Below are 23102 nucleotides of genomic sequence, written 5' to 3'. Positions count from 1 at the left end.
TTGGTGGCATCCGAAACGTGATCGCGGGCCGGGTCACGCCTTGCGATCCCTGTGGATCGGCTCCGCGACGAACGGTCCGCCCTGGAACAGTGCGGCGGGATCGCCTTTCGCAAGGGCAGGAAGTTGCGCGTCGAGTTCCGCCCGGAACTGTTCGGCATTGTCCTTGGGGCGCCAGCCGAGATAGGCGGCTGCGCTGTTGTCCCACCAGGAGCAATCATTGTTCGAAACGCCCCAGATGATCGGGCAGCCCAGCAAAGGTGCATGGAAGACCCTGCCGATCAGCGACTCGAAATCATCGAACGACATCCACGTTGCCAGCATCCGGTGGTTCCGCGGCTTCTCGAAGCAGCTGCCGATGCGGACCAGTGCCGTCTCCTGCCCGAACTTCTCGTAATACATGCGCGCTAAGGCCTCACCGAAGCATTTGGAGACGCCGTAAAGGCCGTCGGGTCGCATTGGCGATCGGGTGTCGATGTGCTCGTCCTGACGGTAGAAACCGATCGTGTGATTGGAGCTCGCAAAGAGAATTCTCGGCTGTCCATGGGCCTGGGCGGCTTCATAGAGATTGTAGAGCCCGGCAATGTTCGCGTTGAGGATCTTCGAGAACGTATCCTCCACGGAGATGCCGCCAAGGTGCAGGATGCCGTCGCACCCCTCGACCAGTGCCATGACCGCCTCGGCGTCGCCGAGGTCGCAGGGCATCAATTCCTCGTTCGGCGCAGCATCGCCGAGATCGGCGATGTCGGACAGCCTGACGACATCCGCCAATTTGCCCAGTCGCTCGCGCATCGCACGACCCAGCCCACCTGCAGCACCGGTTACCAGCAGTCGTTTCAAGGGCAATTCCTCCTCTGTTGTCAAAGTTATCATACAGGCTGCTGGAATCGCGTCAACAGATCGGCTATATCAGTGCCGCCGGATGCACGTATACTGCAGTCGCAACTCAGGCGGGGACGGAGAGAATGAACAAGACCGGCGCCACGGGCAGCACCTTGACGGCGAGACTCGGAGAGAGCCTGCGCACCGCCATCGTGGATGGTCGATTTCCGCCCGGCACGAAACTTCCGAGCGAGGCGCAGCTGGGAAAATCGCACGGCGTCAGCCGGACCGTGGTGCGCGAGGCCATCGCAAGCCTGCGGGCAGACCGGCTCGTGGACACGCGGCAGGGCGCGGGCGTGTTTGTGCTCGATCCGCCCCAGGCCATGGTTCCTGCGGCATTGTCCCTGCAGAATATCGACCCGGCACGGGTCTCTTCGATGATCGAGGTCCTCGAGCTGCGAACGGCGGTCGAGGTCGAATCGGCCGGCCTGGCGGCACTTCGGCGCTCTCCTTTGCAGGAAGAGGTGATTCTCGAGCGGCACTATGCCGTTCGCGCCTGCCTGGAAGCCGGGACCTCCAGCTCGGAAGCCGATTTTGCGCTTCATCTCGCGATCGCCGAGGCGACCAACAATCCCCGCTTCCGCGACTTCCTGTCGATGATCGGCGCCAGCGTCATTCCGCGCGCAGCCCTTCGCACCGGCGAGGAGGAAACCGACCAGACCGCGTACCTGAAGCTGATCGACGAGGAGCATCGCGCCATCGTGTTTGCCATTTCCAACGGCGACGAGGATGCGGCGCGCGATGCCATGCGGCGCCATCTGCGCGGAAGCCAGACCCGGTACCGTTCGCTCCTGCGCGAGAGCCGAAAACCTGTATGACAGGTTATTGACACCCGTCTGACGAACTTGTAGATCTCGGGGTGCCGGAGGAGGCAAAGAGGATACCCCGATGAACCCGCAAGACGTCAAACGCGCCCTTGGCGCCGGCCTGTTGTCATTTCCCGTAACCCATTTCGACGGGAACGGTGTTTTCCAGGCGGAAAGCTATCGCCGGCATGTCGAATGGCTGGCCGGGTTTCCGGCGCCGGTGCTGTTTGCCGCAGGCGGCACGGGCGAATTCTTCTCGCTCGCTCCGCGTGAAATTCCCGACATCATCCGCGCCGCCAAGGAAGCGGCTGGCAAGACGGCGATCGTCTCCGGCTGCGGCTATGGCACGGAGATCGCGATCGAGATCGCCCGCGGCGCAGAGAAGGCAGGTGCCGACGGCATCCTGCTCCTGCCGCACTACCTGATCGACGCGCCGCAGGACGGCATATTCGAGCATGTGCGTCGCGTCTGCCAGTCGGTCGGCATCGGCGTCATGGTCTACAATCGCGACAACTCGGTCATTCAGGTCGAGACGCTGCAGCGCCTGTGCGACGCCTGCCCCAATCTGATCGGCTTCAAGGATGGAACCGGGGATATCGGCCTCATTCGCCAGATTTCGGCGACCATGGGCGACCGGCTGACCTATCTCGGCGGCATGCCGACGGCGGAGCTGTTTGCAGAGGCCTATCTCGCAGCGGGTTTCACGACCTACTCGTCTGCGGTCTTCAACTTCGTTCCGAAGCTTGCGGTCGAATTCTATGACGCCCTTCGCGGCGGCGATCGGGCGCGTTGCGAGACGATCCTGAAGGATTTCTTCTACCCGTTCATGGCGCTGCGCAGCCGGCGGAAGGGCTATGCCGTTGCCGCCGTCAAGGCCGGCGTCCGGCTGCAGGGCTTTGATGCCGGTGCGGTCCGGCCTCCCTTGTCCGACCTGACGGCCGAGGAAGAGGGTATTCTTGACCGGCTCATCGACCCCTGGAGGCGTTGAGGTGAAGATCGCGGCCGTCCATACGCACCTGTTGGAATATTGGCTGCCGACGCCGTTCGAAAGCGCGTCCATGCGGTTCGACCGGCGGGCCCATATTCTGGTCGAGGTGGTCTGCGACAACGGCCTCGTCGGTTGGGGCGAGTGCTTGGGCCCTGCCCGGCCGAATGCCGCCGTGGTCAAGGCCTACACGCAGTGGCTCATCGGCGCCGACCCGCTGGAGACCGAAAAGATCTGGGCCGTGCTCTACAATGCGCTTCGCGATCAGGGACAGCGTGGTCTGGCCATCACCGCCCTGTCGGGGATCGACATCGCGCTCTGGGACATCAAGGGCAAGCATTTCGGCGTACCGGTCTCGACCCTGCTCGGAGGTCGTTTCCGGGACAATGTCCGTGCTTACGCAACCGGCAGCTTCAAGCGCGACGGCGTGAACCGTCTCGACGACAATGTCGCCGACATCACGCGTTACCAGCGTGAAGGCTTTCACGCGAGCAAGATCAAGATCGGCTTCGGCGTGGCCGACGATCTTGCGATCGTACGGGCGGTGCGCGACGCGGTCGGGCCGGACTTCCGGATCATGGTCGACGCCAATCACGGCTATGACGCGCTCGATGCCGTTCGCTTCGGCAATGCTGCCGCCGAACTGGACATCGACTGGTTCGAGGAGCCTGTCGTGCCCGAGCAGCTGGCGGCCTACCGCGAGGTGCGCCATCGCCAGCCGATCCCGGTTGCAGGCGGGGAAACCTGGCACAGTCGCTGGGGCATGCGCGAACCGATCGAGACGCGCGCGGTCGATATCCTTCAGCCCGATCTCGCCGGCACCGGTGGCTTTACCGAAGCCCGCCGGATCGCCGATCTGGCGGCGCTGCACGGCGTCCGCGTGGTGCCGCATGTCTGGGGCACCGCCGTGCATATCGCTGCCGCCCTCCAGTTCATGGCGGCGATGGTGCCGAGCCCGGTTCGGGTCAATCCGATCGAACCCATTCTGGAATTCGACCGCACGGAAAATCCGTTCCGCCAGGCAGTGGTCAAGACGCCGATCGATCATGTGGACGGTGTCGTCGCCATTCCGGACGGCCCCGGCCTTGGCATCGACGTCAATCGCGACGCGCTCAGGGAATACCGCATGCCGGACGCCGGGGAGAATCCGTAATGCTCGTCAGACCCCTTTCAGGCCCTGCGCCGAAGACCGTCTTTCCGTCCGGCGCCGTCGACAGCCAGATGCATATGTACCTTCCGGGATATCCTGCGCAGCCGGGCGGGCCGGACCTTCCGGCCGGCAGTCTTCCCGATGCCGATCAGTACCGCGCCTTCATGGCCTGGCTCGGCATTGACCGAGTCATCATCACGCAGGGCAACGCCCATCAGCGCGACAATGAAAATCTCATCGCCTGCCTCACTAAGATGGGCAATGTCGCCCGCGGCGTCGCCGTCATCGACGCGACGACCAGCGAGCGTGAACTCGACCGGCTTTCAGCCGCGGGGGTCGTGGGTGTCCGCATTATGGATCTTCCGGGCGGCGCCGTCGGGCTCGACGCTCTTGAAGCGGTCGATGCCATGGCGGCAAGCCGCGGCTGGATGCTGGCGGTCCAGTTCGACGGAAACCGCATCCTCGATCATGTCCCCCGCCTGAAGGCTCTGAAGGCGCGCTGGGTGTTCGATCATCACGGCAAGTTTTTTGCCGGCGCCACACCGGACGGCCCGGAGATCACGGCGTTGCGACAGCTGATGGATGGCGGCCGGTGCTGGTTCAAATTTGCCGGCGCTTACGAGTCGTCGCGCACCGGCGGTCCGGATTATGCGGATGTTGCGGCCTTCTCGAAGGTTCTGGCCGCCCATGCGCCGGAACGCATCGTCTGGGGCAGCAACTGGCCGCACAATCTGGCCAAGACGCAGGATGCCTATCCGGACGATGTCGCCCTGACCGACACGGTTCTCGGCTGGATCGGCGACGAGGCTGCGGTGCGCCAGGCGCTGGTGGACAATCCCGAGGAACTCTTCGGCCTTCCCGCCTGGCAGGACAGCCGATCGTAAGATGTATCGCACGTTCGACGGTGGAGCGCCGGACGATGGTTTTTGAAAAGTGGAGGAACACATGAACTTCGCAGGCAAACTGATCATGGCGCTGGGCATCGCCCTCGCCGCCTCGACCGCACAGGCGCAGGAAATCACCCTGCGCTCGGCGGACATTCATCCGGATGGCTATCCGACCGTCGAAGCGGTCAAATACATGGGCCAGCTGGTTTCGGAGCGGTCCAACGGCCGCATCAAGATCGAGGTGTCTAACAATGCCGTTCTCGGCAACGAGAAGGATACGATCGAACAGACCCGATTTGGCGTCATCGACCTGAACCGCGTCAACGCGGCACCCTTCAACAACCTCGTACCGGAAACCACGGTGCTTGGCCTGCCCTTCCTCTTCCGCTCGACCGAGCACATGCACCACACGGTCGATGGGCCGATCGGCGATGAAGTGCTCAAGGCCTTCGAGCCGCATGGTCTCGTCGGGCTGGCCTTCTACGATTCCGGCGCGCGCTCCTTCTACACGACCAAGAAGCCGATCGAGAAACTGGACGATCTCAAGGGCATGAAGATCCGCGTCCAGCAGTCCGACCTCTGGATCGCGATGATGCAGGCCTTCGGCGCAAACCCGACGCCGATGCCGATGGGCGAGGTCTACTCGTCGCTGGAAACCGGTGTCGTGGATGGCGCCGAGAACAACTGGCCGTCCTACGAGTCCGCGCGCCACTACGAAGTCGCCAAGAACTACACGCTGACCGAACACTCGCTCAATCCCGAGATTCTGGTCATGTCCAAGATCTCCTGGGACAAGCTGACGCCCGAGGACCAGACTCTGCTGCGCCAGGCCGCCAAGGACTCGGTCGGCAAGATGCGGGAACTCTGGACCGCCCGCGAGAAGGCATCCGAGGAAAAGGTCCGTGCGGCCGGTAACAACATCATCAAGGTCGACAAGAAGCCCTTCGCGGATGCGATGAAGCCCGTCTACGACCGCTTCGTCACCGACCCCGCGATGAAGGACCTGCTCGAGCGCGTCCAGGCCGTTCAATAACATCTGCTCTCGACAGGCCCCTCTCCGGGGCCTGTCTTTTCTTTGCCGGCGCGGGCATGCCACCGGCTCTTTGGGAGGATTCTGTCATGCGGCATTTCATGTCGTCCGTGCGGCCCGGTCTGGCCATGCTCAATCGACTTGCGCTCTATCTCGCCGGCTTTGGCATCATCGTGATGACGCTGATCATCGGCTGGCAGGTATTCGGACGCTATGTCCTCAACGACACGCCGAGCTGGTCGGAGCCGCTGTCGCTGCATCTCATGTCGTGGTTCATCCTCCTGGGTGCTGCGGTTGGCGTGCGCGAGAGCGTGCATCTCGGGCTCGATCTCGTGCACCACATGGTGTCTCCCACCATCCAGAAGATCATGGATCAGGTCAGCCTCGGCCTCATCACGCTCTTCGGGATCGCCATGGTGTATTATGCGACACTGCTGGCCATGGGCACCTGGAGTGCTCGTATCCCCGTGCTCGGCTGGCCGGGCGGCGTCGATTTCTTTCCCATGATCGCAGGCGGTGCGTTGATTGCCCTGTTCGCGGCGGAGCGCTTCATCGACGTCTCGCTCGGTCAGGAAGTCACGGATGTCGTCGTGCTGACGGAGGTCGCGTAATGGCCTACAGCATTCTTTTCGGAACCTTCGTCGTTCTGATGTTCATCGGCATGCCGATCGCCTTCTGCCTCGGCATCGCATCGGTCGCCACGGTTCTCTACATGGGGCTTCCGCCCATCGTCGTCTTCCAGCAGATGAATTCCGGCATGAACGTCTTTGCCATGATGGCGATTCCGTTCTTCATCTTCGCGGGCGATCTCATGGTACGCGGCGGCATTGCCAACCGGCTGATCCGCTTTGCCGCAGGCCTTGTCGGTCACCTCAAGGGCGGGCTCGGGCAGGTCAACATCGTGGCCTCGACCCTGTTCGGCGGCATCTCCGGTTCGGCCGTTGCCGATGCCTCGGCGGTCGGCGGCCTGATGATCCCGCAGATGGCGGCGCGCGGCTACGACCGCGGCTACGCCGTGAACGTCACCGTCAACGCGGCCATCATCGCCCTGATGATCCCGCCGTCCCACAATATGATCCTCTATTCGATCGCTGCGGGCGGCAACGTCTCGGTCGCCGATCTCTTCACCGCCGGCATCATCCCGGGCATGCTGCTCGCGGGTGCTCTGATGATCACCGCCTACATCGTCGCCCGTCGCCGCGGCTATCCGTCCGAGCCGTTTCCGGGTTTCCGGCGTCTCGGCTACTATTTGCTCGCGTCTTTCCCTGGACTGCTCCTGATCGGCATCATCTTCGGCGGCGTGCGCTCGGGCGTCTTCACGGCGACGGAAAGCTCCTGCATCGCGGTGCTCTATGCGTTCCTCGTTGCCACGCTGGTCTACCGCGAGCTGAACTGGAGCGGCTTCATCGAGGCCGTGCTCGGCGCGGCACGCACCACGTCCATGGTGCTGCTCGTCATCGGGACCGCCGCGTCCTTCGGCTGGCTGATGGCGTTTCTTCAGGTGCAGACCCTGATGATCGGGGCGATCAGCGCGATATCCGACAATCCGATCATCGTGCTCCTGGTCATCAACGTCATTCTGCTTCTGCTCGGCACTTTCATGGACATGGCGCCGATGGTGATCATCGCGACCCCGGTTCTCCTGCCCGTCGTCAAGGCCTTCGGCGTCGACCCCGTGCATTTCGGCGTGGTGATGATCCTCAATGCCGGGATCGGGCTCAATACGCCGCCGGTGGGAACCGTCCTCTTCGTCGGTTGTGCCGTGGGTGGCATCTCGATCCGCGAGGCGATGAAAACCATCTGGCCGTTCTTCGGCGCAAGTGTCGCGGTCCTGCTCCTGGTCACCTACATTCCCGCGCTCTCGCTCTGGCTGCCCGCCGTGTTCCGATAAACAATCCCGGAAGATGGCCCGATACACGCCCTGCATCGCATCGATGCGGGGCGTTTTTCATTGTGACCAAGCGCAGGTCAGCGCGCCGCTCCAGCAAATGCAGGAAGCCCAAAACGGAAAAAGCCTGCTGCGGGAGGAGGTGCAGCAGGCTTTTCCAAACAGATCGAACATGGGCTGGGAGGAGGAGTGCCGATGTTCGAGCAGACGTCCCCGGGAGGAGGAAGGGACCGTCTTGAGAACGAAGCTCTGCGGGAGGAGGTGCATCGCTTCGTTAAAGGGGAATATAGGGATCTCCGCAGCGGCTTCCAGATCCGTCTTTGCAGTGCAGCCATGCGATGGAAGCAGGCCTGCGTCACCCCGGTATCATGCCCGAAATCGGTCGAAGGCTGTCAGCCGGCGCATCGGTGGATCTGCCTCCGGATAACGATAGATCTCGCTCCGGAGAAACTGCAGTTCGTCCTCGACGCCCTCCTCCGCGATTTCGATCCACCAAGATTTCGGCCGGCCGTCGCTGCCATCGGCCCAGCGGTAGCCCCGCGCCTTCAAATGGTCCTTCATATCGAAGGGACTGTGCTCGGCGTAAATCCGCACACGGCTGGCCCGGCTCGCCGCATGAAGTTCCGAAAAGGCCGTGGACACGCCGTCGACCCGCCGATCGAGAACTTCCAGAAGCGCAAAGCAGTCGTCGACGGCCCGGTGGCCTTCGTGGAAGTACCCCGCCTGGCCAATGAGATAGCCGAGCTTGGTGCCCTCGTAGCCGCGGGCCGACCAATCGATTTCCGCATTCGAACAGGCCCAGGCCTTGCGGCCGAAGGCGGGGTGAAAACTCTCGCAGAAGGGACGATCGAAAGCGGCATTGTGGGCAATGATCAGGTCGGCGGGCACCACCATGGCTTCCAGAGCCTCGATGTCGATCTCCTGCCCGGCGACCATCGCGTCCGTGATGCCGGTGAGACGCGTGATCTCGGCAGGTATCGCGATGCTTGGCTGCCGCAGACCGCCGAAGACGCCGGAGACGTCACCGATCTCGCCACTTTCGTTATAGGTGAACGCGATCGCGCCGATCTCGATGATTTCGTTGCGTCGATGATCGAGGCCCGTCGTCTCCGTGTCGAGAAGGACGCCGCGCAAGGGGAAGCCGGGCCGAAGGACGTTCGCGACGGGGCGCGGCTCAAGCTTTCGAAGGATCCGGTAGCGTCCGGTTTCCGTCAGGAGGTCGACGAGGTTGGCCTCGCTGACCGTTTCTACGGGCATGCCGGTTGATCTTGCGCGGCGCGGCGTCGGTCGTCTCGTCTCGTGCGCTTCCTGCGCAAACATGTCGAACTGCACTGCCATGTCATGCCTCATCTGCGGACCGACAGAGCCAGCGATGGCGGCTCCGTTCATTGAGTCTATCCGGACTCGCGAAGATGATTATAACCTGATGACAGACTCACGTCAGGAGGAAGCCTTGGAAACCACTGAAATCGGCAGCCGCAGCGATTTTGCGCTTTGGGCGATCCAGCGCGCGCAGGAAATCGTGACCAGCGAGGGCGCCGCCTTTGCGATCGCTGCGCGCGACATGAACGAAGACGCTCTCGCGGCAACAGCTTCGGCCCTTGGCACGGCCATCTCGGAAGCCATGCTCGAGGTTTTCGACGGCCTGATCGGTGCGTGATCGACAGGCACGAGGGGTAAGGGCCAACTTTCCATCGATTTCAGTCGGATACGCCCTTCCCTTCACAGGGAACCGCCATATCTCACTCTGCAGCGTCCTGGAGGCATTTCCCGGAGGCCTGTCATGTAAGGAGTTGGGGTTATGGGAAGTTCTGCATTGATCAGCATCCTGATCACGTTTCTCGTCGTTGTTCTGGTTCTCTATCTTGTCGCACGCCTGCCGATCGACGGCCGTGCCAAGCAGATCGTCCAGATCATCATCATCATCATCGGCATCATCTCGCTGCTGAAGTATCTCGCCGTTTTCTAATGCATGTCGCCTGAACGTGTGCAGCGGTTTCGGGAACGACATGCATCAAAACAAGACCTTAAAGCGCGTTGCGTGAATCTTTTATCACGCAAAGCGATTTAGGCGACCAATAATCGACGTGATCAAACAGGCTCGGCGTCCCGCCGGGCCTGTTTTCGTTTGTGCTCTCCGGATTGTCGAGAATACGGGCTGGCTATCTGGGCCGCGATGCCATCCCGTCCGGGATCGGCTTCACCTGGCTACAGCGCGACCGGGCGGTGGCATGGTCGAGACCTAGGAATTCGTCGAGCTTGCCGCTTGCGTCTGCGCCTCGGGTGAACTGTGATTGGCATTCCACCATGTCGCCCCGCCGCCAATGATCGTGCATGCGATGACGAAGATCGCAATGAGGTAAATGGCCATCTGCTGCCGGTCGTGTTTTCGGTCCATGCTGTCTCCTATCGAAGCCCATCGAACCAGCACGGCACTGCCGAGTTCCACGAATGCTCGGAAGTTTGCGGCAGCAGGACCTCATGCATCAGGACAACGGAGCGTCACCTGGCCGCTCCTCGAGAGGGACACGCCGGTCATCCGGGCCGAAGAGATGGAGCCGTTCCGGAGGAAAGCCGACCGTCAGGCCCGCGCCCGGCGCGAGCAGCGCCCGATCGCTGCTGAAGATCTTGAACGGCAGCCCGTGCACTTTGAGATGCAGGATGATCCCGAGGCCGGTCGGCTCCACGAGTTCGACGGTCGCCGCCGCGCCGTCGCCGTTGGGTCGGATGGCCACATGCTCGGGGCGGATGCCGAGCGTGACGGATGTTCCCTCCGCCAGATCCACACGCTGGCCGAGCGAGATTGTGGTGCCGTTCGTCAGGCGGACCGCACTCGACCCTGTCTCGGAAATGACAGTGCCTTCCAGCATGTTCATCCCCGGCGACCCGATGAAGCCTGCAACGAAGAGATTGGCCGGCCGATCATACAGTTCCAGCGGCGCGCCGATCTGTTGCACTTCGCCGGCATTCATCGCGACGATGCGCGACGCGAGCGTCATCGCCTCGATCTGGTCATGCGTGACGTAGACTGAGGTCGCGCCGAACTCTGCATGCATGCGCTTGATCTCCGCCCGCATCTGTTCGCGCAGACGCGCATCCAGGTTTGAGAGCGGCTCGTCGAACAGGAAGGCCTTCGGCTGGCGGACGATGGCGCGGCCCATGGCGACCCGCTGTCGCTGCCCTCCCGAAAGCGCCTTTGGACGACGGCCGAGGTAGGGGTCGAGCCCGAGCTTGGACGACGCGGCCGCAACGGCGGCGGCGATCTTTTCCTTGGGGCTGCGGCGCAGGCGCAGGCTGTAGCTCATGTTGTCCGCGACGGTCATGTGCGGATAGAGGGCGTAGGACTGGAACACCATGGCGATGTCCCGGTCCTTCGGCTTCAGGTCGTTCACCTCGCGGCCGCCGATCGACATCGTTCCCGACGAGATCGATTCCAGCCCGGCGATCATCCGCAGGAGGGTCGATTTCCCGCAGCCGGACGGGCCGACGAGGACGATGAATTCGCCGTCTGCAATCGACAGATCGACGCCATGAAGCACCGGATGGTCTCCGTAGGACTTGACGATGTCGCGCATTTCGATGGAAGCCATGGATTATCCTTTCACCGCGCCGGCCGTCAGGCCCTGCACGAGATACCGCTGGATCAGGAGGAAGAAGAGGCAGGCCGGCACGAGCGCCATGACGCCTGCCGCCATCATCTGCCCGAAATCGACAGAGAATTTCGACACGAAGGTGAGAAGCCCGACCGGGAAGGTTGCGCTGTCGTTGCCCGAGATCAGCATGAGCGCGAAAAGCAGCTCGCTCCAGGCGGCGGTGAACACGAAGCCGAGGGTGGCTGCGATACCGGGCAGCGTCAGAGGCAGGATGATCTGGCGAAAGGCGGTGAACCGGCTCGCTCCGTCGATCATCGCCGCATCTTCGAGATCCCTCGGAATTCCATCGAAGAAGGACTGCATGAGGAACGTGGCGAAGGGAACGTTGAAAGCGGTGTAGACGATGATGAGCCCGGTCAGGCTGTTGGTCAGGCCGAGCGGCGACAGCATCTTGAAGATCGGCGCGACGAGCATCACCAGCGGAAACATCTGCGTGATCAGCATCAGGGCGACGACGGCGTATTTTCCGCGAAACACGAAGCGGGACAGCGCGTAACCGGACAGCGATGAAATCAACGTGACAGCCAGCGCGGTCGAGCCGGCAACGATCAGACTGTTGCGAAAGAAGATCGGGAACGCGCTGTTCTCGATGACATACCGGTAATGTTCGAGTGTCGCGTGCGACGGCCACATCCGCACGCCTTCGCTGTAGAGCAGGTCGTTCGGCGTGACCGAAACCTTCAACAGCCAGTAGAGCGGGAAGAGAGCGAAAGCGACGTAGACGAGAATGGCCAGACGGTGCGCGATGGTGAGGAGAATGCCCATGGTCAATCCTTCTCGATCAGGCGCTGGCGAATGACCACGATCACCATGGAATAGGCCAAGAGCAGCACGAGGAGCACGAGCGCGATCGCGGAAGCATAGCCGAAATCGAGCCGCTTGAAGGCCTGGGTGAAGATGTAGCTTGCAACGATCTGGGTGCGGTCGGCCGGCCCGCCATTGGTCATGACGATGATGAGATCGGCGAAATTGGCGATCCACACCGTGCGCAGGAGAACGGTGATGGCAATGGTGGGGGCAAGGAAGGGCAGCGTGATCGACGTGAAGCGCTGCAGCGGATTGGCGCCGTCGATCGCGGCCGCCTCGTAGAGGTCGCGCGGGATTGCCTGCAGGGCTGCCAGAAGCGTGATCGCGAAAAAGGGAATGCCCCACCAGACATTGGCGATGATTGGCCCCCACATCGCAAGCTGCGGATCGGCGAGAATGTTGTTCGGCGCAGAGAGGATGCCCAGCGACACCATCCAGTGCGGAAGCGGACCGATGACAGGATTGAACATCCAGGCCCAGTTCAGCCCGGCAAGAAACGTCGGAACGGCCCATGGGAGAAACACCAGCGCCTGTGCCAGGCCGCGCCCGGCAAAGGGCTTGTCGAGCAGCAAGGCCAGAATGAGTCCGAAGAAGAACTGGAGAAAGACAGAAGCGCCGGTCCACCAGAGCGTATTGCGCAGCGCGCGGTAGAAGGCCGTATCCTGCGACAGTTCACGAAAATGATCGAGACCGACGAAGCCGCCCGAAAACGGGTTGAGCAACTGGATATCGCGAAACGCATAGGACAGGCCGAGCACGAGCGGCACCAGCATCACGGCGATGATGAGCACGAGCACGGGCGCCGTGTAGAGCCATGGCTCGACGGTATGGGCGATCCGGCGTGCGAAAGGCTTGCGCGGGCGGCTGCCCGTGGCGGTAGGGGTCATGGGGTCGTCACCTGAAGGTCCGGCACTGGCATGAGGATGCGTGCCCGGCGCGCGCAAAGAGACGGCGCACCGGGCACGCGAGAAGCTTACTTCGCGGCGAGGAACTTCTTCTGCGCCTTCGTCATGTAGTCCGCCCACTGCTTGGCAAGGTCTTCCGGCGTGATGTCGCCGAGCAGGGCTTCCTGCGAGGTCTTGATGACGAGCGAGTCCTTGAAGAAGGCGAACTCCTCAAGATAGGTCGGCATCGTCGTCGGAACGGCATTGGTGTCCGCAAGCTCTGCAAACCAGCCCTTGAACTGCTCGCTCTGATAGAACGGGTCCTTTTCGGCGGTCGTGAGGGCCGGCAGGGCACCTGTCTTCTTGTTCCACTCGATGTTGCCTTCCGGTCCTTCAAGCGTGGAGATCAGCTTCCAGGACAGATCCTTGTTGGCGGAAGAGGCCATCATCGACCAGCCGGCGAAACCGATGGTCGGGAAGGTCTTGCCGTCCGGACCCTTCGGCATGGTCATGACGCCGAAATCTTCCGCCTTCATGCGCTGCGCGATGGCAATCAGCGCGTCCGGATCCTGGTCGAGGAAGGCGCAGGTGCCGGAGTAGAAGCCGGCAACGATCTCGTTGAAGCCCCAGTTGACGCTGTCTTTCGGGGCATAGCCGTTCTTGTAGAGATCGACCACATAGGTCAGGCCCTTGATCCAGCCGGGGCTGTCGAAGGTCGAGGTGCCGTCTTCGTTGAAGAAGCTGTTGGACCCTGCCATGCTGGCGCCGAACATGACCCAGCCGTTCAGGCCACCTGGGCCGCCGCGCAGGCAGTAGCCGTACTTGCCGGGAATCGCGGACACCTTCTTGGAAGCTTCTGCAAACGCTTCCAGCGTCTTCGGCGGTTCCGTCACGCCCGCCTGCTCGAGCAGCTTCTTGTTGTAGAACATGGCCCGAAGGTAGAACCCGTAGGGCAGCATGTAGGCGGTGTCCTTGACGTCTCGACCGAGCTCCAGCGTGCGGGCGCTCAGATCCTTGGTGTGTTCCCATTCCTTCAGATACGGCTCGAGGCTCTCCAGCATGCCGTTATTGGCATAGAGCGAGAGCCATGTATCCGGCATCTCGATGACATCGGGAACGTCGCCCGCCGAAACCATGGTTGCGAACTTCTGGAAAGCGTCGCTCCAGGGAAGCGAGACGATCTCGACCTTGGTGCCCGGGTTGGCACTTTCGAACTTGGAGACGATGCTTTTCAGCGTCTCGGTGCGCTCCGGGCTGGTAATGACTTCGACGAGTTTGATGGTGGTATCGGCCAAAGCCGTTCCCGCCATCAGAGCGGTGAAAAATGTAGCTGCGATCAGGCGTTTCATGCTGTTCTCCCTTTTGTTGATTGACGTGGCAGTCTCAGGCCGCCGCCGCGTTTGTCGCGGCGTGGATGGCAGGTTCGAGGTCGGCCCAGAGCGCCTCGGTTCCTTCCAGTCCGACATGCAGGCGGACGGATCGGGCGCTGATGCCGAAGGTGTGGGCAGAATTGGGCTGCGCCTTCTGCTCCAGCACGACCTCGCCCGGAACGATCAGGCTCTCGTGCCCGCCCCAGGAAACGCCGAGCTTGAAGAGCTGCAACCGGTCGGCGAAGGCTCTGACATCGACGCCTTCCCGGAAAATGAAGGAAAAGAGCCCGGACGTGCCCTTCAGCCCCGGTGGCAGGCGATTGGCAAGCCCGGGGTGGCAAACGGTCTCCACGGCATCCATGGCCTGGAGGCGCGTCGCGATCTCCAGCGCAGAAGCCTGGTGCTGCTTCATGCGGATCGGCAACGTGCGCAGACCGCGCACGATGAGCCAGGCATCGAACGGTGAAAGCTTGCCGCCGAGATAGGGATAGGCCTCGCCGCGGATCCGGTCGATAAGCGCTTTCGGACCTGCAACGACGCCCGCCACGACATCGCTGTGGCCGCCGAGATATTTCGATGCCGAATGCAGAACGAGATCGCAGCCGAGCGACAAGGGCTGCTGGAAGATCGGGCTTGCCCAGGAATTGTCGATGACGGATATCGCGCCGTGACGGCGGGCGATCGCCGCCAGCGCGCCGACATCATGTGCCTCCATCACCCAGCTCGTGGGACTTTCCATGTAGAACAGCGTGGCGCCCGGCATGGCCGCTTCGACCGCTGCCTCGTCACGCCCGTCGACATAGGTGACGGCGATGTTCATCCGCTTGAAGAACGTACCGAACAGGCGAAACGCATCGGGGTACAGGTGGCGGACCGCCACGATCCGATCGCCGGGTTGCACGAAGGACAGCACGGTCGAGGAAATCGCTGCCATGCCGCTGGCAAATCCGAGCGCATCTTCCGCTCCCTCCAGCTTGGCGAGCATCTCCTCGAACAGACGCACCGTCGGATTGAGCCCGCGGGTGTAGACCGGTCGGCTCCGCTCGCCGCGATAGGTCGCCACCATCTCGTCATAGCTCGAGAAGGTGAAGAGCGACGTCTGCACGATCGGCGGCACGACGGCCTCGAAGGCATGGGTCGCGTCGTGGGCGACGATGAGAGAGGCGGGATCGAAGAGATCGTGGCCTGGGGTCATTTCGACATGTCCTTGATATCTTCCTCGACGATGGCGAGGATTTTCAGCGTTTCCATGCGGGCCGCCTCCGCATCGCCGACCGCGATCGCGTTGAACAGCGTCCGATGGAAGGGAAAGGAGCGGGCCGCGAAATCCGGCCGGTCGAACGGCTTCGACCAGAAGCGTTCAAATCCGCCTCGCATCTGTTCCAGCAATTGGCCAAAGAGAGGATTATGCGTGGCATCGTAGATCGACAGGTGGAAGGCGAGATCGGCCTTGCCGGACGTGCCCTCGGCAAGATGGACCCGCTCCATCTCGTCGAGCCTGGCTTCAATCGTCCGCAGATCGGCCGGCGTGCGACGACGTGCAGCTGCCATCGACGCCTCGACTTCGATCCCGCGGCGCACCTCGAGCGTCATCAGCAGGGCATCGCGAAGACCGCCGGATTCAAAGGACAGAGGCATGTGGACCGTACCGGCAGAGATCGGCTTCAGGAGGTAGTTGCCGCTGCCTTTGCGGCTTTCGATCACGCCGAGTGCCTGAAACTTCCCGATCGTCTCCCGAATGGTCGAGCGACCGACGCTCAGCGCCAGCATCAGTTCGCGCTCGGCCGGCAGACGGTCTCCGGCTTTCAGGCCGGCCTGCTCGACGTAAAGCGCCAGCGCCGTCTCCACCTGCTGGCCCCGATTGATGGGCGGCAGCGGATCAATCCGTGTCGAGGCACGGAACGGTGCACTCATGACGACAATCCTGATCGATGAAATTGGTCTGACATCCTGCCAATTGAAAACGGCAGCGACGGTTTGTCAAGCCGTCCCCACCGGTGTTGAAGAGTGGACGTGCAGAATCGCGGACGAGAGATCCGCCGCCCAGTGGAATGGCAGGCATCTTCATGACCAGCGGATGCTTTTCGGAGAGCCAGCAGGCATCAGCCCGTCAGCGCGATCTCAGGAGAGAGCGCCGGGCCGCGTCAACGGGTCTTTGCTTGCTTCGAAGGGGCTAGCGCTCTGACTCGGGCGTTGCCACGAGATGTGCGGCAGCCGCGTTGGCGTCGGCAAGGGCGCGATCAAGCGGGAGGCCGCGGGCTGTTTGCGCGGCGAGCATGCCGATGAATTCATCACCGGCGCCGTGGGTGCTTTCGACCTTCACCCTGACAGGGTCGATCATGATCTCGCGTCCGGCGCGATCGACGGCAACAACACCCGCTCCGCCCGCCGTGACGACGACCTGGGGGTAACTCTTGCGCAGGATGCGGGCTGCGGACACGGCACCGTCCAGCGTTTCCACGACATCGACGCCCGCCAGCATTTCGGCCTCGATGGCGTTGACGACGAGGATATCGACCAACGATCTGAGGTCGTCGGACAGCGGCCGCGCCGGGGCGGCGTTGAGGAGAACAAGACCGCCTGCCGTCTTCACCCGGCGGGCGGCCAGCACATTGGCCGCGTCCGGGATTTCGTTCTGCAGCACCAGAATGGTGGTGTCTGCCAGCACGTTCGCGGCAGCGTCCAGATGGCGCTCGCCGAGGTCGAGATTGCTGCCCGAGACGATGACGGCGCCATAGTCGCCTTCGCTGTCGAAGATCGCGACGCTCATGCCGGTCGCGCGCCGCGCGTCGCGCGCCACGAAGCGATGATCGACTCCTTTGCGCGCGAGGTTGTCGATCAGGAAACGGCCGAACTCATCGTCGGCAACGGCGCCGATCATAGACGTCGTGATGCCGGTCTTGGCAGCGGAGACCGCCTGGTTGCCACCCTTGCCGCCGCTCTTCGGATGCCAGGAGGAACCGGTGACCGTCTCGCCCTTGCGCGGACGCGCGGGACCAAAAACCGCAATATCGTAGTGCAGGCTGCCAAAGACGGTGACGCGGGGACTGGAGGTCATGGAAGTCTATCTTTTCGCTTGGAGCTGACGGCAGACATCGTCTGCTTGAGATTGCGTTCCGCCGCGCGATAATCGCGCTGGGCGACGGCGACGAAGATGGCGTCGAGAATGTTGAGCTGGGCGATCCGCGCCGCGGCGTTTTCGCCCATCAGTGGCGAGCCTTGCGCGGTCGAGCACAGAACCACATCCGCTGCCTGGGCGAGCGCTGACCCACCATAATTGGTAATGGCGATCGTGCTTGCACCATTGCGGCGGGCAAGCTGGATACCTTCGATGACCGTCGTCGTATTGCCGGAATGCGAGAAGCCAACCGCGATATCGCCCTCCTTCAGAAGGGACGCCGACATCAGCATCATGTGGCTGTCGTCGAAGACATTGGCCCGCACCCCGATGCGCAAGAATTTGTGCGAGACGTCCCGGGCGATCTGGGCCGATCCGCCGACGCCGTAGAAATCCCGCTGGCGTCCCGTATGGATCATGTCCGCCGCCTTGTCGAAAGCGCCCATGTCGAGAATCGCCAGCGTCTCCTCGAGCGCGTGGATCGAGGTGCGGAAGACCTTCTGGACGATCTCCTGCGAGGTATCGTCGACGGACAATTCCCGGTGCATTTCCGCCGTCGGCTGGCTGTTGTACTGGCTGACCGCCGCGCGAAAATCGCGGTAGCCGGCAAAGCCCAACTTTTTGGTGATTTTCACCACCATGGCCTCGGAGACTCCGGCCTCCGCCGCGATCTTCTTCAGCGATGTCTCGTCATTAAAGTCGCGCAATCCGAAGACCGTATCGACAACCTTTGCTTCGAGCGGGGTCAGCAGCGGCATCATCATCCGGATGCGCGGTCCAACCGCCTTCATGTCGAAGCTTTCCGTATTCATCCCCGCCCCCTCGTGGCTCGATCGATCATCATGGCGACGAGGATTATAAGGCCGGTTGCAAGAAGTTGGTAGAACGCCTGGACATTCATCAAGGTCAGGCCGTTCCGCATCGTGCCGAGGATGATGGCGCCGAGAATGGTTCCAACGATGCTGCCCTTGCCGCCCATCAGCGAAGCCCCGCCAATGGCTGCGGCTGCGATGGCGTCGAGTTCCCAGAGATTGCCGAGGATCGGCTCGGCGGCGCCAAGACGACCGATGAGGATGAGCGATGCAAGGGCCGCGAGTCCGCCGGAAATGACATAGGCCGTAATCTTGGTGCGGGCGATGGGAACGCCGGCGACGTAGGCCGCTTCCTCATTGCCGCCAACGGCCATCAGGTATTCCCCGATCGGCGTCTTCGTGAGCAGCACCCAGGCTGCGACTGCAACGATGGCGACGATGAGAATGGGGGTGGGAATGCCGAACAGGGCGCCGTTGAAGATCTGGCGGAAGCCCGGGGGAATGCCGAGAACCGGGTTTCCACCGGTATAGATGAGCGCCAGCGCCCGGTAGGTGCTGAGCGTTCCAAGCGTGACGATGAAGGGCTGCAGGCCGACATAGGCGACGAGCACGCCGTTGATGAAGCCGCAGAGCACGCCGACGCAGAGACCGGCAAGGATGGCAAGCGGGATCGGCGTGCCTGCGAGCAGCAGCGTTGCCGTGATCACGGCGGAAACCGCAGCTGTCGGTCCGACGGAAAGGTCGATGCCGCCGGAGATGATGACGAGCGTCATGCCGAGCGCAAGGCACGCGTTGATGCTCGACTGCTGGAGAATGTTGATGAGGTTGCGTTCCGACAGGAAGCCGGGAACAAGCGTGGCGAACACGGCGACGATGACGACGAGGCCGATCAGCGTGCCGGCATCGCGCAGCGAAAAGGAGAAGCGGCCAAAGCCCGATGCAGTCTTGTCGGCCGGAGCGGCAACGGAGGTGGTCATGGCAGTGTCCTATTCGTCTTCTTCAGCGTTCACGTCGTTTGAAAGGATGGTCTAGGCAGCCGGCGCGGTTTCGGTGACGCCGGGGATCGCGTGCGCAACGATCGCGCTTTCGCTGAGACCCTCGCGGGGCAGTTCCGCCGCGATCTGCCCGTCCCGCATCACGAGCACCCGGTCGGACAGTCGGATCACTTCCGGCAGTTCGGAAGAGACCACGACGATCGACCGGCCTTCCGCGGCCAGGGCTTCGATCAGATGGTAGATCTCGGACTTCGCGCCGACATCGATCCCGCGGGTCGGTTCGTCGAACAGCAGGATGTCGGACCGGGCGGCCAGCCAGCGGGCAATGATCGCCTTCTGCTGGTTTCCGCCGCTGAACAGCCGGATCGGCCGGTCGAGCAGAAAGGGGCGAAGGTTGACGCGCGTGAGGAGATCGTTCGCGCTCGTCTTGAGCCGGCCTTTCGAGATGAAGCCGCTGCGCGAAAACGCCGGGAGGGAGGCCAGCGCCATATTGAGCGCCACGGAGCGCCCGGGCACGATGCCGTCGCGCTTGCGCTCTTCCGGCACCAGGCCGATGCCGGCCGCGATCGCGTCCCGCGGATTGGCGAGTGTGACGGGCTTGCCGTCGATCTCGAGACTTCCACCGGACAGACGGTCGACCCCAGCCATCAGACGCAGGAGTTCCGTGCGGCCGGAGCCGACAAGACCGGCAATGCCGACCACTTCGCCCTTGCAAACGCTGAAGGAGACGTCGCGGATCTTCGGCGACGTCAGGTTCCTGGCCTGCAGCTTCACGGTCGAGGTCGCGTGCGAGACGTGGGCGTCCTGCAGCAGTTCACGCCCCACCATCATGGTGATCACGTCGGTGTGCGAGACTTTGGAAAGATCGACGACGTCGATCAGGCGGCCGTCCCGCATGATGCTGGCGCGCTGGCAGATGCGAAACACCTCGTCCATCTTGTGCGACACGTAGACGATGGAGACGCCGCTCGCCGCAAGGCGGGCAATGACCTCGGCCAGGCGCTCGAACTCGCTCGGCGTCAGGCTCGATGTCGGCTCGTCCATCGCGATGATGCGGGCCTTGTCGAGCAGCGCCCGGCCGATCTCGACGATCTGACGCTGCGCCACCTTGAGCGTGGAAATGGGGGCACCCGGATCGATACCCGGATCGAGCATTGCCAGGGCTTCGGCGGCGCGACGCTCTTGCTCGCGGCGCGCGACCAGGAGACCACCGGCCTTGGTGACGGAGTGTCCGAGAAACATGTTCTGTGCGACGGTCAGGTGCGGCACCTGTTGCAATTCCTGATGGATCATCGCGATACCGGCAGAGCGGGCATCCATCGGCTTCTTGAACGCGACAGGCTTCTCGTCCACCAGCACGGACCCGGACGTCGGCTTGAAGACACCGGAGAGGATCCGCAGGAGCGTCGATTTGCCCGCACCGTTTTCCCCGAGGAGACCATGGATCTCACCCGGCTGGACGTCGAAGGAGACATCCGACAGTGCCTTGACGCCAGGGAAAGCCTTGGTAATCCCCTGAAAACGCAGTCGTGCGACGGTGCTCATCGGTCTCTCCTGCCCTTTGCGAAAGAGACGCCGACGGATGCCGGCGTCTCTTCGTGGTGCTTACTTTGCAGCCTTGGCGTCTTCCATCAGCACCTTGCGGACATCGACGCCCTCACCCTGGTACTTCGCCAGGTTGTCGGCGGTGATGAGGGCCTGCGGCGTGGCCACGACGCGGGGCAGCTTCTGCCCGGCGACAAGACGCAGCGCGGTTTCCAGTGCCACTTCGCCGGTGAGAACCGGGAAGCTGTCGACCGTGCCGGTCAGTTCACCCGCCTTGATCGAAGCATAGGCGTCCGAAATGCCGTCAGTGCCGAACACGGCAACCTTGCCCTGCAGGCCGGCCGCCTTCACAGCCTCGACGATGCCGAGCGCCATGCCGTCATTGTTGGCATAGAAGCCGACGAGGTCGGGATGCTGGTTGAGGATGTTGGTGGCGGCGTCGTAGGATGTCTGACGGTCCCAGTTGCCAGGAACGCTGGCGACGACGTCGAATTTTCCGTTTTCGGTGATGGTCGACTTGAAGCCGTCGGTCCGCTGGACAGCGGCGTAGACGCCTGCCTGGCCTTCGACGATGGCGACCTTGCCGCCCTGCGGCTTGTTCTCGATGAACCACTTGGCAACGCGGACGCCATTGTCGCGCTGGACGTTGCCGACATAGTGCTCGGCCTGGGGAATGACGGCGTCGTTGACGTTGACGACGGGAATGTTGGCGGCCTTGGCCTGCTCCATGACCGGCTGCAGGTTCGCATCCGTCTGGGGCGAAACCAGCAGAACGTTGTAGCCCTGCGTGATCATTCCTTCGGCAATCGTCAGCTGACCCAGCTGGTCGCCTTCACTCTGCGCGGCCTGATAGACCACAGGCACGTTGTGTGCCTTGCCGAAGGCCTCGTAACCCTCGCCCAGCGAACGCCAGTATTCATTGGTCAGCGTCTTGGAGACAGCGCCGGCCTTCGTGCCTTCCGGCACTTTCGGGAACGCCCCGAATTTGGCTTCAACCTGAGACCAGTCGATCCGGTCCTTTTCGGTATCGGAGTTGAGCGGCGCGAGGTCCTGCGCAAAGGCTGCGCCGAACAGGAGGCTGGCGGCGAAGCCGGCAGCGATGGTTGTCTTCAAAAATGTCTTCATGGTTTCCTCCCAAGTTTCATCCTCCGGCATGCGCAGCGGCATGCCGGTTCTGGCTTTCACGATAGTGCAGGCGTAGGCGGGTTCAGTTGCCGAGCATCAGCTCCTGGACGACGGCCTGTGCGGAGACGGCGTCCTGGCGGTCAATCGCGCCGGAAAGGCGATTGTCCTGTTCGAGGCGGTCCACGACCTTCAGCATGCGCTTGACGGTCTGGATGTTCACCTCGCATTCGTGGACCGGATCGAGACCGGTCATGTCGGGGAACGTATCGAAGTAGATGGCGCCATCGTAACCGTCGCGGCGGATCTGGCGGAGAAGTTCGATCGTCTGCTGGGGATGGACCGAGCCAACCATCAGGCCGTCGTCGCGCTTGGCGTAGCCATCATTGAGGTGAACGCCAAGAACCCGGCTGTAGCGCGCAATCAGGGCCGCAGCAAAGGCCGGCTGTTCGTCGGCATAGAGAACGTGGGCAAAGTCGAGCGTGACGCCGAGATTGGGGAGACCGACATCCTTGATCGCCAGAAGTGTCGTCGCGCAATCGGGCATCAGGCTGTAGGAGCGCGGTTCGTTCGGCTTGTACTCGATGCTGATCAGGCAGTCCGGGTCATGTTCGCAGACTTCACGGATGCCATCAATTTCGTGTTGCCATAGGGTCGCGTAGTCGGCCTGGAACGCGTAATCGAAACCGTCCTGGCCAAGCCAGAGCGTCATCAGCTTTGCGCCGGCTTCGCGCGTCGCATCAATGCCCTTCTTCGTCAGCTCGATGGCTTCACGGCGAACGGCAGCGTCCGGATTGGTGAACGCGCCAATCTTGAAGGCGGGGTTGGTGTAGTACCGCATGGCAAAGCCGTTGACGGAAAGGCCGAGATCGCCAATGCGGCGGGCCAGATCTGCCGGCTTGTCGGCGCCGTGGTCCGGATAGTTGAGGTCGAGATCCGTGAGCCCGTCGACCTTCGCCGCACGTGCGACCATCTGCATGACGCTCGGCTTGCCCACCAGGTCCGGCCATTCGACGTGCGGGCGCGATGCGAAGGAATTGAGACGGGTTGCAAATTTGAGATCGGTCACGGCGGGTGCTCACATCGTTTGTTCGTGAGCTAACTTCACATTAATTATGAAATCTGTAAAGTTTAAATGTGTTGTGCAACGCACCAATTCGATCGTCTGCCG

At 62.6% G+C, this 23102-nt stretch carries 24 protein-coding genes; 9 read left to right on the top strand and 15 right to left on the bottom strand.

Features of this window, described 5'->3' with window-relative positions; genetic code table 11:
• Positions 1 to 33: 33 nt before the first annotated feature.
• Complete coding sequence (locus tag ASG03_RS12885) at positions 34 to 837, bottom strand: NAD-dependent epimerase/dehydratase family protein (protein ID WP_062472807.1); 804 nt, start codon at positions 835 to 837, stop codon at positions 34 to 36.
• Positions 838 to 962: 125 nt separating this feature from the next.
• Here ASG03_RS12885 and ASG03_RS12880 point away from each other — a divergent pair, with 125 nt between their 5' ends.
• The 7 genes from ASG03_RS12880 (at position 963) to ASG03_RS12850 (ending at position 7628) form a co-directional block, all read left to right on the top strand.
• Positions 963 to 1697, top strand: a complete 735-nt coding sequence (locus tag ASG03_RS12880) for a FadR/GntR family transcriptional regulator (RefSeq protein ID WP_062693829.1) — start codon at positions 963 to 965, stop codon at positions 1695 to 1697.
• Between the two features lie 70 nt (positions 1698 to 1767).
• Positions 1768 to 2673, top strand: a complete 906-nt coding sequence (gene kdgD / locus ASG03_RS12875) for a 5-dehydro-4-deoxyglucarate dehydratase (RefSeq protein WP_062472811.1) — start codon at positions 1768 to 1770, stop codon at positions 2671 to 2673.
• 1 nt (position 2674) lies between these two features.
• Positions 2675 to 3823: a mandelate racemase/muconate lactonizing enzyme family protein gene (locus tag ASG03_RS12870; protein WP_062693828.1), complete on the top strand. Its 1149-nt coding sequence runs from the start codon at positions 2675 to 2677 to the stop codon at positions 3821 to 3823.
• A complete protein-coding gene (locus ASG03_RS12865) occupies positions 3823 to 4704 on the top strand; it encodes an amidohydrolase family protein (RefSeq protein WP_062693827.1) in 882 nt (293 codons plus the stop codon). The genes ASG03_RS12870 and ASG03_RS12865 overlap by 1 nt, the downstream gene beginning before the upstream one ends.
• 61 nt (positions 4705 to 4765) lie before the next feature.
• Positions 4766 to 5740 (top strand): TRAP transporter substrate-binding protein, encoded by a 975-nt coding sequence (locus tag ASG03_RS12860; protein WP_062472817.1) that lies wholly within the window; start codon positions 4766 to 4768, stop codon positions 5738 to 5740.
• 86 nt (positions 5741 to 5826) lie between these two features.
• Entirely contained in the window at positions 5827 to 6348 is a 522-nt protein-coding gene (locus ASG03_RS12855; protein WP_062693826.1) for a TRAP transporter small permease, read from the top strand.
• Positions 6348 to 7628: a TRAP transporter large permease gene (locus ASG03_RS12850; protein WP_062472822.1), complete on the top strand. Its 1281-nt coding sequence runs from the start codon at positions 6348 to 6350 to the stop codon at positions 7626 to 7628. Before ASG03_RS12855 ends, ASG03_RS12850 begins: the two co-directional genes overlap by 1 nt.
• Before the next feature lie 363 nt (positions 7629 to 7991).
• Here the strand turns inward: ASG03_RS12850 and ASG03_RS12845 are convergent, their stop codons facing one another.
• Positions 7992 to 8882, bottom strand: coding sequence for a 3'-5' exonuclease (locus ASG03_RS12845; protein ID WP_443216611.1), 891 nt, complete (start codon positions 8880 to 8882; stop codon positions 7992 to 7994).
• Positions 8883 to 9078: 196 nt separating this feature from the next.
• On the opposite strand from ASG03_RS12845, the gene ASG03_RS12840 reads away from it, so the two are divergent.
• Both ASG03_RS12840 and ASG03_RS21805 read left to right on the top strand, forming a co-directional pair.
• Positions 9079 to 9285 carry a hypothetical protein gene (locus ASG03_RS12840; RefSeq protein WP_062472824.1) on the top strand — a complete coding sequence of 69 codons (207 nt, stop codon included), beginning with the start codon at positions 9079 to 9081 and terminating at the stop codon, positions 9283 to 9285.
• A 141-nt stretch (positions 9286 to 9426) separates the two neighbouring features.
• Positions 9427 to 9594, top strand: coding sequence for a Thivi_2564 family membrane protein (locus tag ASG03_RS21805; protein ID WP_156379891.1), 168 nt, complete (start codon positions 9427 to 9429; stop codon positions 9592 to 9594).
• Between the two features lie 273 nt (positions 9595 to 9867).
• Here ASG03_RS21805 and ASG03_RS21480 read toward each other — a convergent pair whose 3' ends face one another.
• The 13 genes from ASG03_RS21480 to ASG03_RS12780 all read right to left on the bottom strand — a co-directional run bounded on the left by ASG03_RS21480 (position 9868) and on the right by ASG03_RS12780 (position 23000).
• Entirely contained in the window at positions 9868 to 10023 is a 156-nt protein-coding gene (locus tag ASG03_RS21480; RefSeq protein WP_156381823.1) for a hypothetical protein, read from the bottom strand.
• 88 nt (positions 10024 to 10111) lie between these two features.
• On the bottom strand, positions 10112 to 11215 hold the full coding sequence (locus ASG03_RS12835; protein ID WP_062693825.1) for an ABC transporter ATP-binding protein: 1104 nt from the start codon (positions 11213 to 11215) through the stop codon (positions 10112 to 10114).
• A gap of 3 nt (positions 11216 to 11218) precedes the next feature.
• Positions 11219 to 12043, bottom strand: coding sequence for a carbohydrate ABC transporter permease (locus ASG03_RS12830; RefSeq protein WP_062472828.1), 825 nt, complete (start codon positions 12041 to 12043; stop codon positions 11219 to 11221).
• A 2-nt stretch (positions 12044 to 12045) separates the two neighbouring features.
• Entirely contained in the window at positions 12046 to 12972 is a 927-nt protein-coding gene (locus tag ASG03_RS12825; protein ID WP_062693824.1) for a carbohydrate ABC transporter permease, read from the bottom strand.
• A gap of 86 nt (positions 12973 to 13058) precedes the next feature.
• Entirely contained in the window at positions 13059 to 14318 is a 1260-nt protein-coding gene (locus tag ASG03_RS12820; protein ID WP_062472832.1) for an ABC transporter substrate-binding protein, read from the bottom strand.
• 34 nt (positions 14319 to 14352) lie between these two features.
• The gene (locus ASG03_RS12815; protein ID WP_062693823.1) at positions 14353 to 15534 is read right to left on the bottom strand and encodes a PLP-dependent transferase; all 1182 of its coding nucleotides are present in this window, start codon (positions 15532 to 15534) and stop codon (positions 14353 to 14355) included.
• A complete protein-coding gene (locus ASG03_RS12810) occupies positions 15531 to 16253 on the bottom strand; it encodes a FadR/GntR family transcriptional regulator (RefSeq protein WP_156381822.1) in 723 nt (240 codons plus the stop codon). Before ASG03_RS12810 ends, ASG03_RS12815 begins: the two co-directional genes overlap by 4 nt.
• Before the next feature lie 259 nt (positions 16254 to 16512).
• Complete coding sequence (locus ASG03_RS12805; RefSeq protein WP_062693822.1) at positions 16513 to 17397, bottom strand: ribokinase; 885 nt, start codon at positions 17395 to 17397, stop codon at positions 16513 to 16515.
• Complete coding sequence (locus ASG03_RS12800) at positions 17394 to 18269, bottom strand: MurR/RpiR family transcriptional regulator (RefSeq protein ID WP_062693821.1); 876 nt, start codon at positions 18267 to 18269, stop codon at positions 17394 to 17396. The genes ASG03_RS12805 and ASG03_RS12800 overlap by 4 nt, the downstream gene beginning before the upstream one ends.
• Entirely contained in the window at positions 18266 to 19246 is a 981-nt protein-coding gene (locus tag ASG03_RS12795; RefSeq protein ID WP_062693820.1) for an ABC transporter permease, read from the bottom strand. The genes ASG03_RS12800 and ASG03_RS12795 overlap by 4 nt, the downstream gene beginning before the upstream one ends.
• Before the next feature lie 51 nt (positions 19247 to 19297).
• On the bottom strand, positions 19298 to 20809 hold the full coding sequence (locus ASG03_RS12790; RefSeq protein ID WP_062693819.1) for a sugar ABC transporter ATP-binding protein: 1512 nt from the start codon (positions 20807 to 20809) through the stop codon (positions 19298 to 19300).
• A 60-nt stretch (positions 20810 to 20869) separates the two neighbouring features.
• Positions 20870 to 21934, bottom strand: a complete 1065-nt coding sequence (locus tag ASG03_RS12785; protein WP_062693878.1) for a sugar ABC transporter substrate-binding protein — start codon at positions 21932 to 21934, stop codon at positions 20870 to 20872.
• An 82-nt stretch (positions 21935 to 22016) separates the two neighbouring features.
• Positions 22017 to 23000, bottom strand: a complete 984-nt coding sequence (locus ASG03_RS12780) for a sugar phosphate isomerase/epimerase family protein (RefSeq protein WP_062472845.1) — start codon at positions 22998 to 23000, stop codon at positions 22017 to 22019.
• Positions 23001 to 23102 lie beyond the last annotated feature (102 nt).

This window comes from Rhizobium sp. Leaf341 (genome assembly GCF_001424325.1).
Classification (GTDB): Bacteria; Pseudomonadota; Alphaproteobacteria; order Rhizobiales; family Rhizobiaceae; genus Ferranicluibacter.
Note: the sequence above shows the minus strand (reverse complement) of the source record. Positions and strands in the feature narration are given on the sequence as shown.

What these genes read in the sequence shown, in the direction of transcription:
- ASG03_RS12805 (WP_062693822.1), bottom strand. Translation starts at nt 17,397, where the DNA reads ATGACCTCCAGTCCCCGCGTCACCGTCTTTGGCAGCCTGCACTACGAT.
- ASG03_RS12855 (WP_062693826.1), top strand. Translation starts at nt 5,827, where the DNA reads ATGCGGCATTTCATGTCGTCCGTGCGGCCCGGTCTGGCCATGCTCAAT.
- ASG03_RS12820 (WP_062472832.1), bottom strand. Translation starts at nt 14,318, where the DNA reads ATGAAACGCCTGATCGCAGCTACATTTTTCACCGCTCTGATGGCGGGA.
- ASG03_RS12830 (WP_062472828.1), bottom strand. Translation starts at nt 12,043, where the DNA reads ATGGGCATTCTCCTCACCATCGCGCACCGTCTGGCCATTCTCGTCTAC.
- ASG03_RS21805 (WP_156379891.1), top strand. Translation starts at nt 9,427, where the DNA reads ATGGGAAGTTCTGCATTGATCAGCATCCTGATCACGTTTCTCGTCGTT.
- ASG03_RS12790 (WP_062693819.1), bottom strand. Translation starts at nt 20,809, where the DNA reads ATGAGCACCGTCGCACGACTGCGTTTTCAGGGGATTACCAAGGCTTTC.
- ASG03_RS12865 (WP_062693827.1), top strand. Translation starts at nt 3,823, where the DNA reads ATGCTCGTCAGACCCCTTTCAGGCCCTGCGCCGAAGACCGTCTTTCCG.
- kdgD (WP_062472811.1), top strand. Translation starts at nt 1,768, where the DNA reads ATGAACCCGCAAGACGTCAAACGCGCCCTTGGCGCCGGCCTGTTGTCA.
- ASG03_RS12850 (WP_062472822.1), top strand. Translation starts at nt 6,348, where the DNA reads ATGGCCTACAGCATTCTTTTCGGAACCTTCGTCGTTCTGATGTTCATC.
- ASG03_RS12785 (WP_062693878.1), bottom strand. Translation starts at nt 21,934, where the DNA reads ATGAAGACATTTTTGAAGACAACCATCGCTGCCGGCTTCGCCGCCAGC.
- ASG03_RS12835 (WP_062693825.1), bottom strand. Translation starts at nt 11,215, where the DNA reads ATGGCTTCCATCGAAATGCGCGACATCGTCAAGTCCTACGGAGACCAT.
- ASG03_RS12815 (WP_062693823.1), bottom strand. Translation starts at nt 15,534, where the DNA reads ATGACCCCAGGCCACGATCTCTTCGATCCCGCCTCTCTCATCGTCGCC.
- ASG03_RS12800 (WP_062693821.1), bottom strand. Translation starts at nt 18,269, where the DNA reads ATGAATACGGAAAGCTTCGACATGAAGGCGGTTGGACCGCGCATCCGG.
- ASG03_RS12795 (WP_062693820.1), bottom strand. Translation starts at nt 19,246, where the DNA reads ATGACCACCTCCGTTGCCGCTCCGGCCGACAAGACTGCATCGGGCTTT.
- ASG03_RS12825 (WP_062693824.1), bottom strand. Translation starts at nt 12,972, where the DNA reads ATGACCCCTACCGCCACGGGCAGCCGCCCGCGCAAGCCTTTCGCACGC.
- ASG03_RS12810 (WP_156381822.1), bottom strand. Translation starts at nt 16,253, where the DNA reads ATGAGTGCACCGTTCCGTGCCTCGACACGGATTGATCCGCTGCCGCCC.
- ASG03_RS12880 (WP_062693829.1), top strand. Translation starts at nt 963, where the DNA reads ATGAACAAGACCGGCGCCACGGGCAGCACCTTGACGGCGAGACTCGGA.
- ASG03_RS12860 (WP_062472817.1), top strand. Translation starts at nt 4,766, where the DNA reads ATGAACTTCGCAGGCAAACTGATCATGGCGCTGGGCATCGCCCTCGCC.
- ASG03_RS12845 (WP_443216611.1), bottom strand. Translation starts at nt 8,882, where the DNA reads ATGCCCGTAGAAACGGTCAGCGAGGCCAACCTCGTCGACCTCCTGACG.
- ASG03_RS21480 (WP_156381823.1), bottom strand. Translation starts at nt 10,023, where the DNA reads ATGGACCGAAAACACGACCGGCAGCAGATGGCCATTTACCTCATTGCG.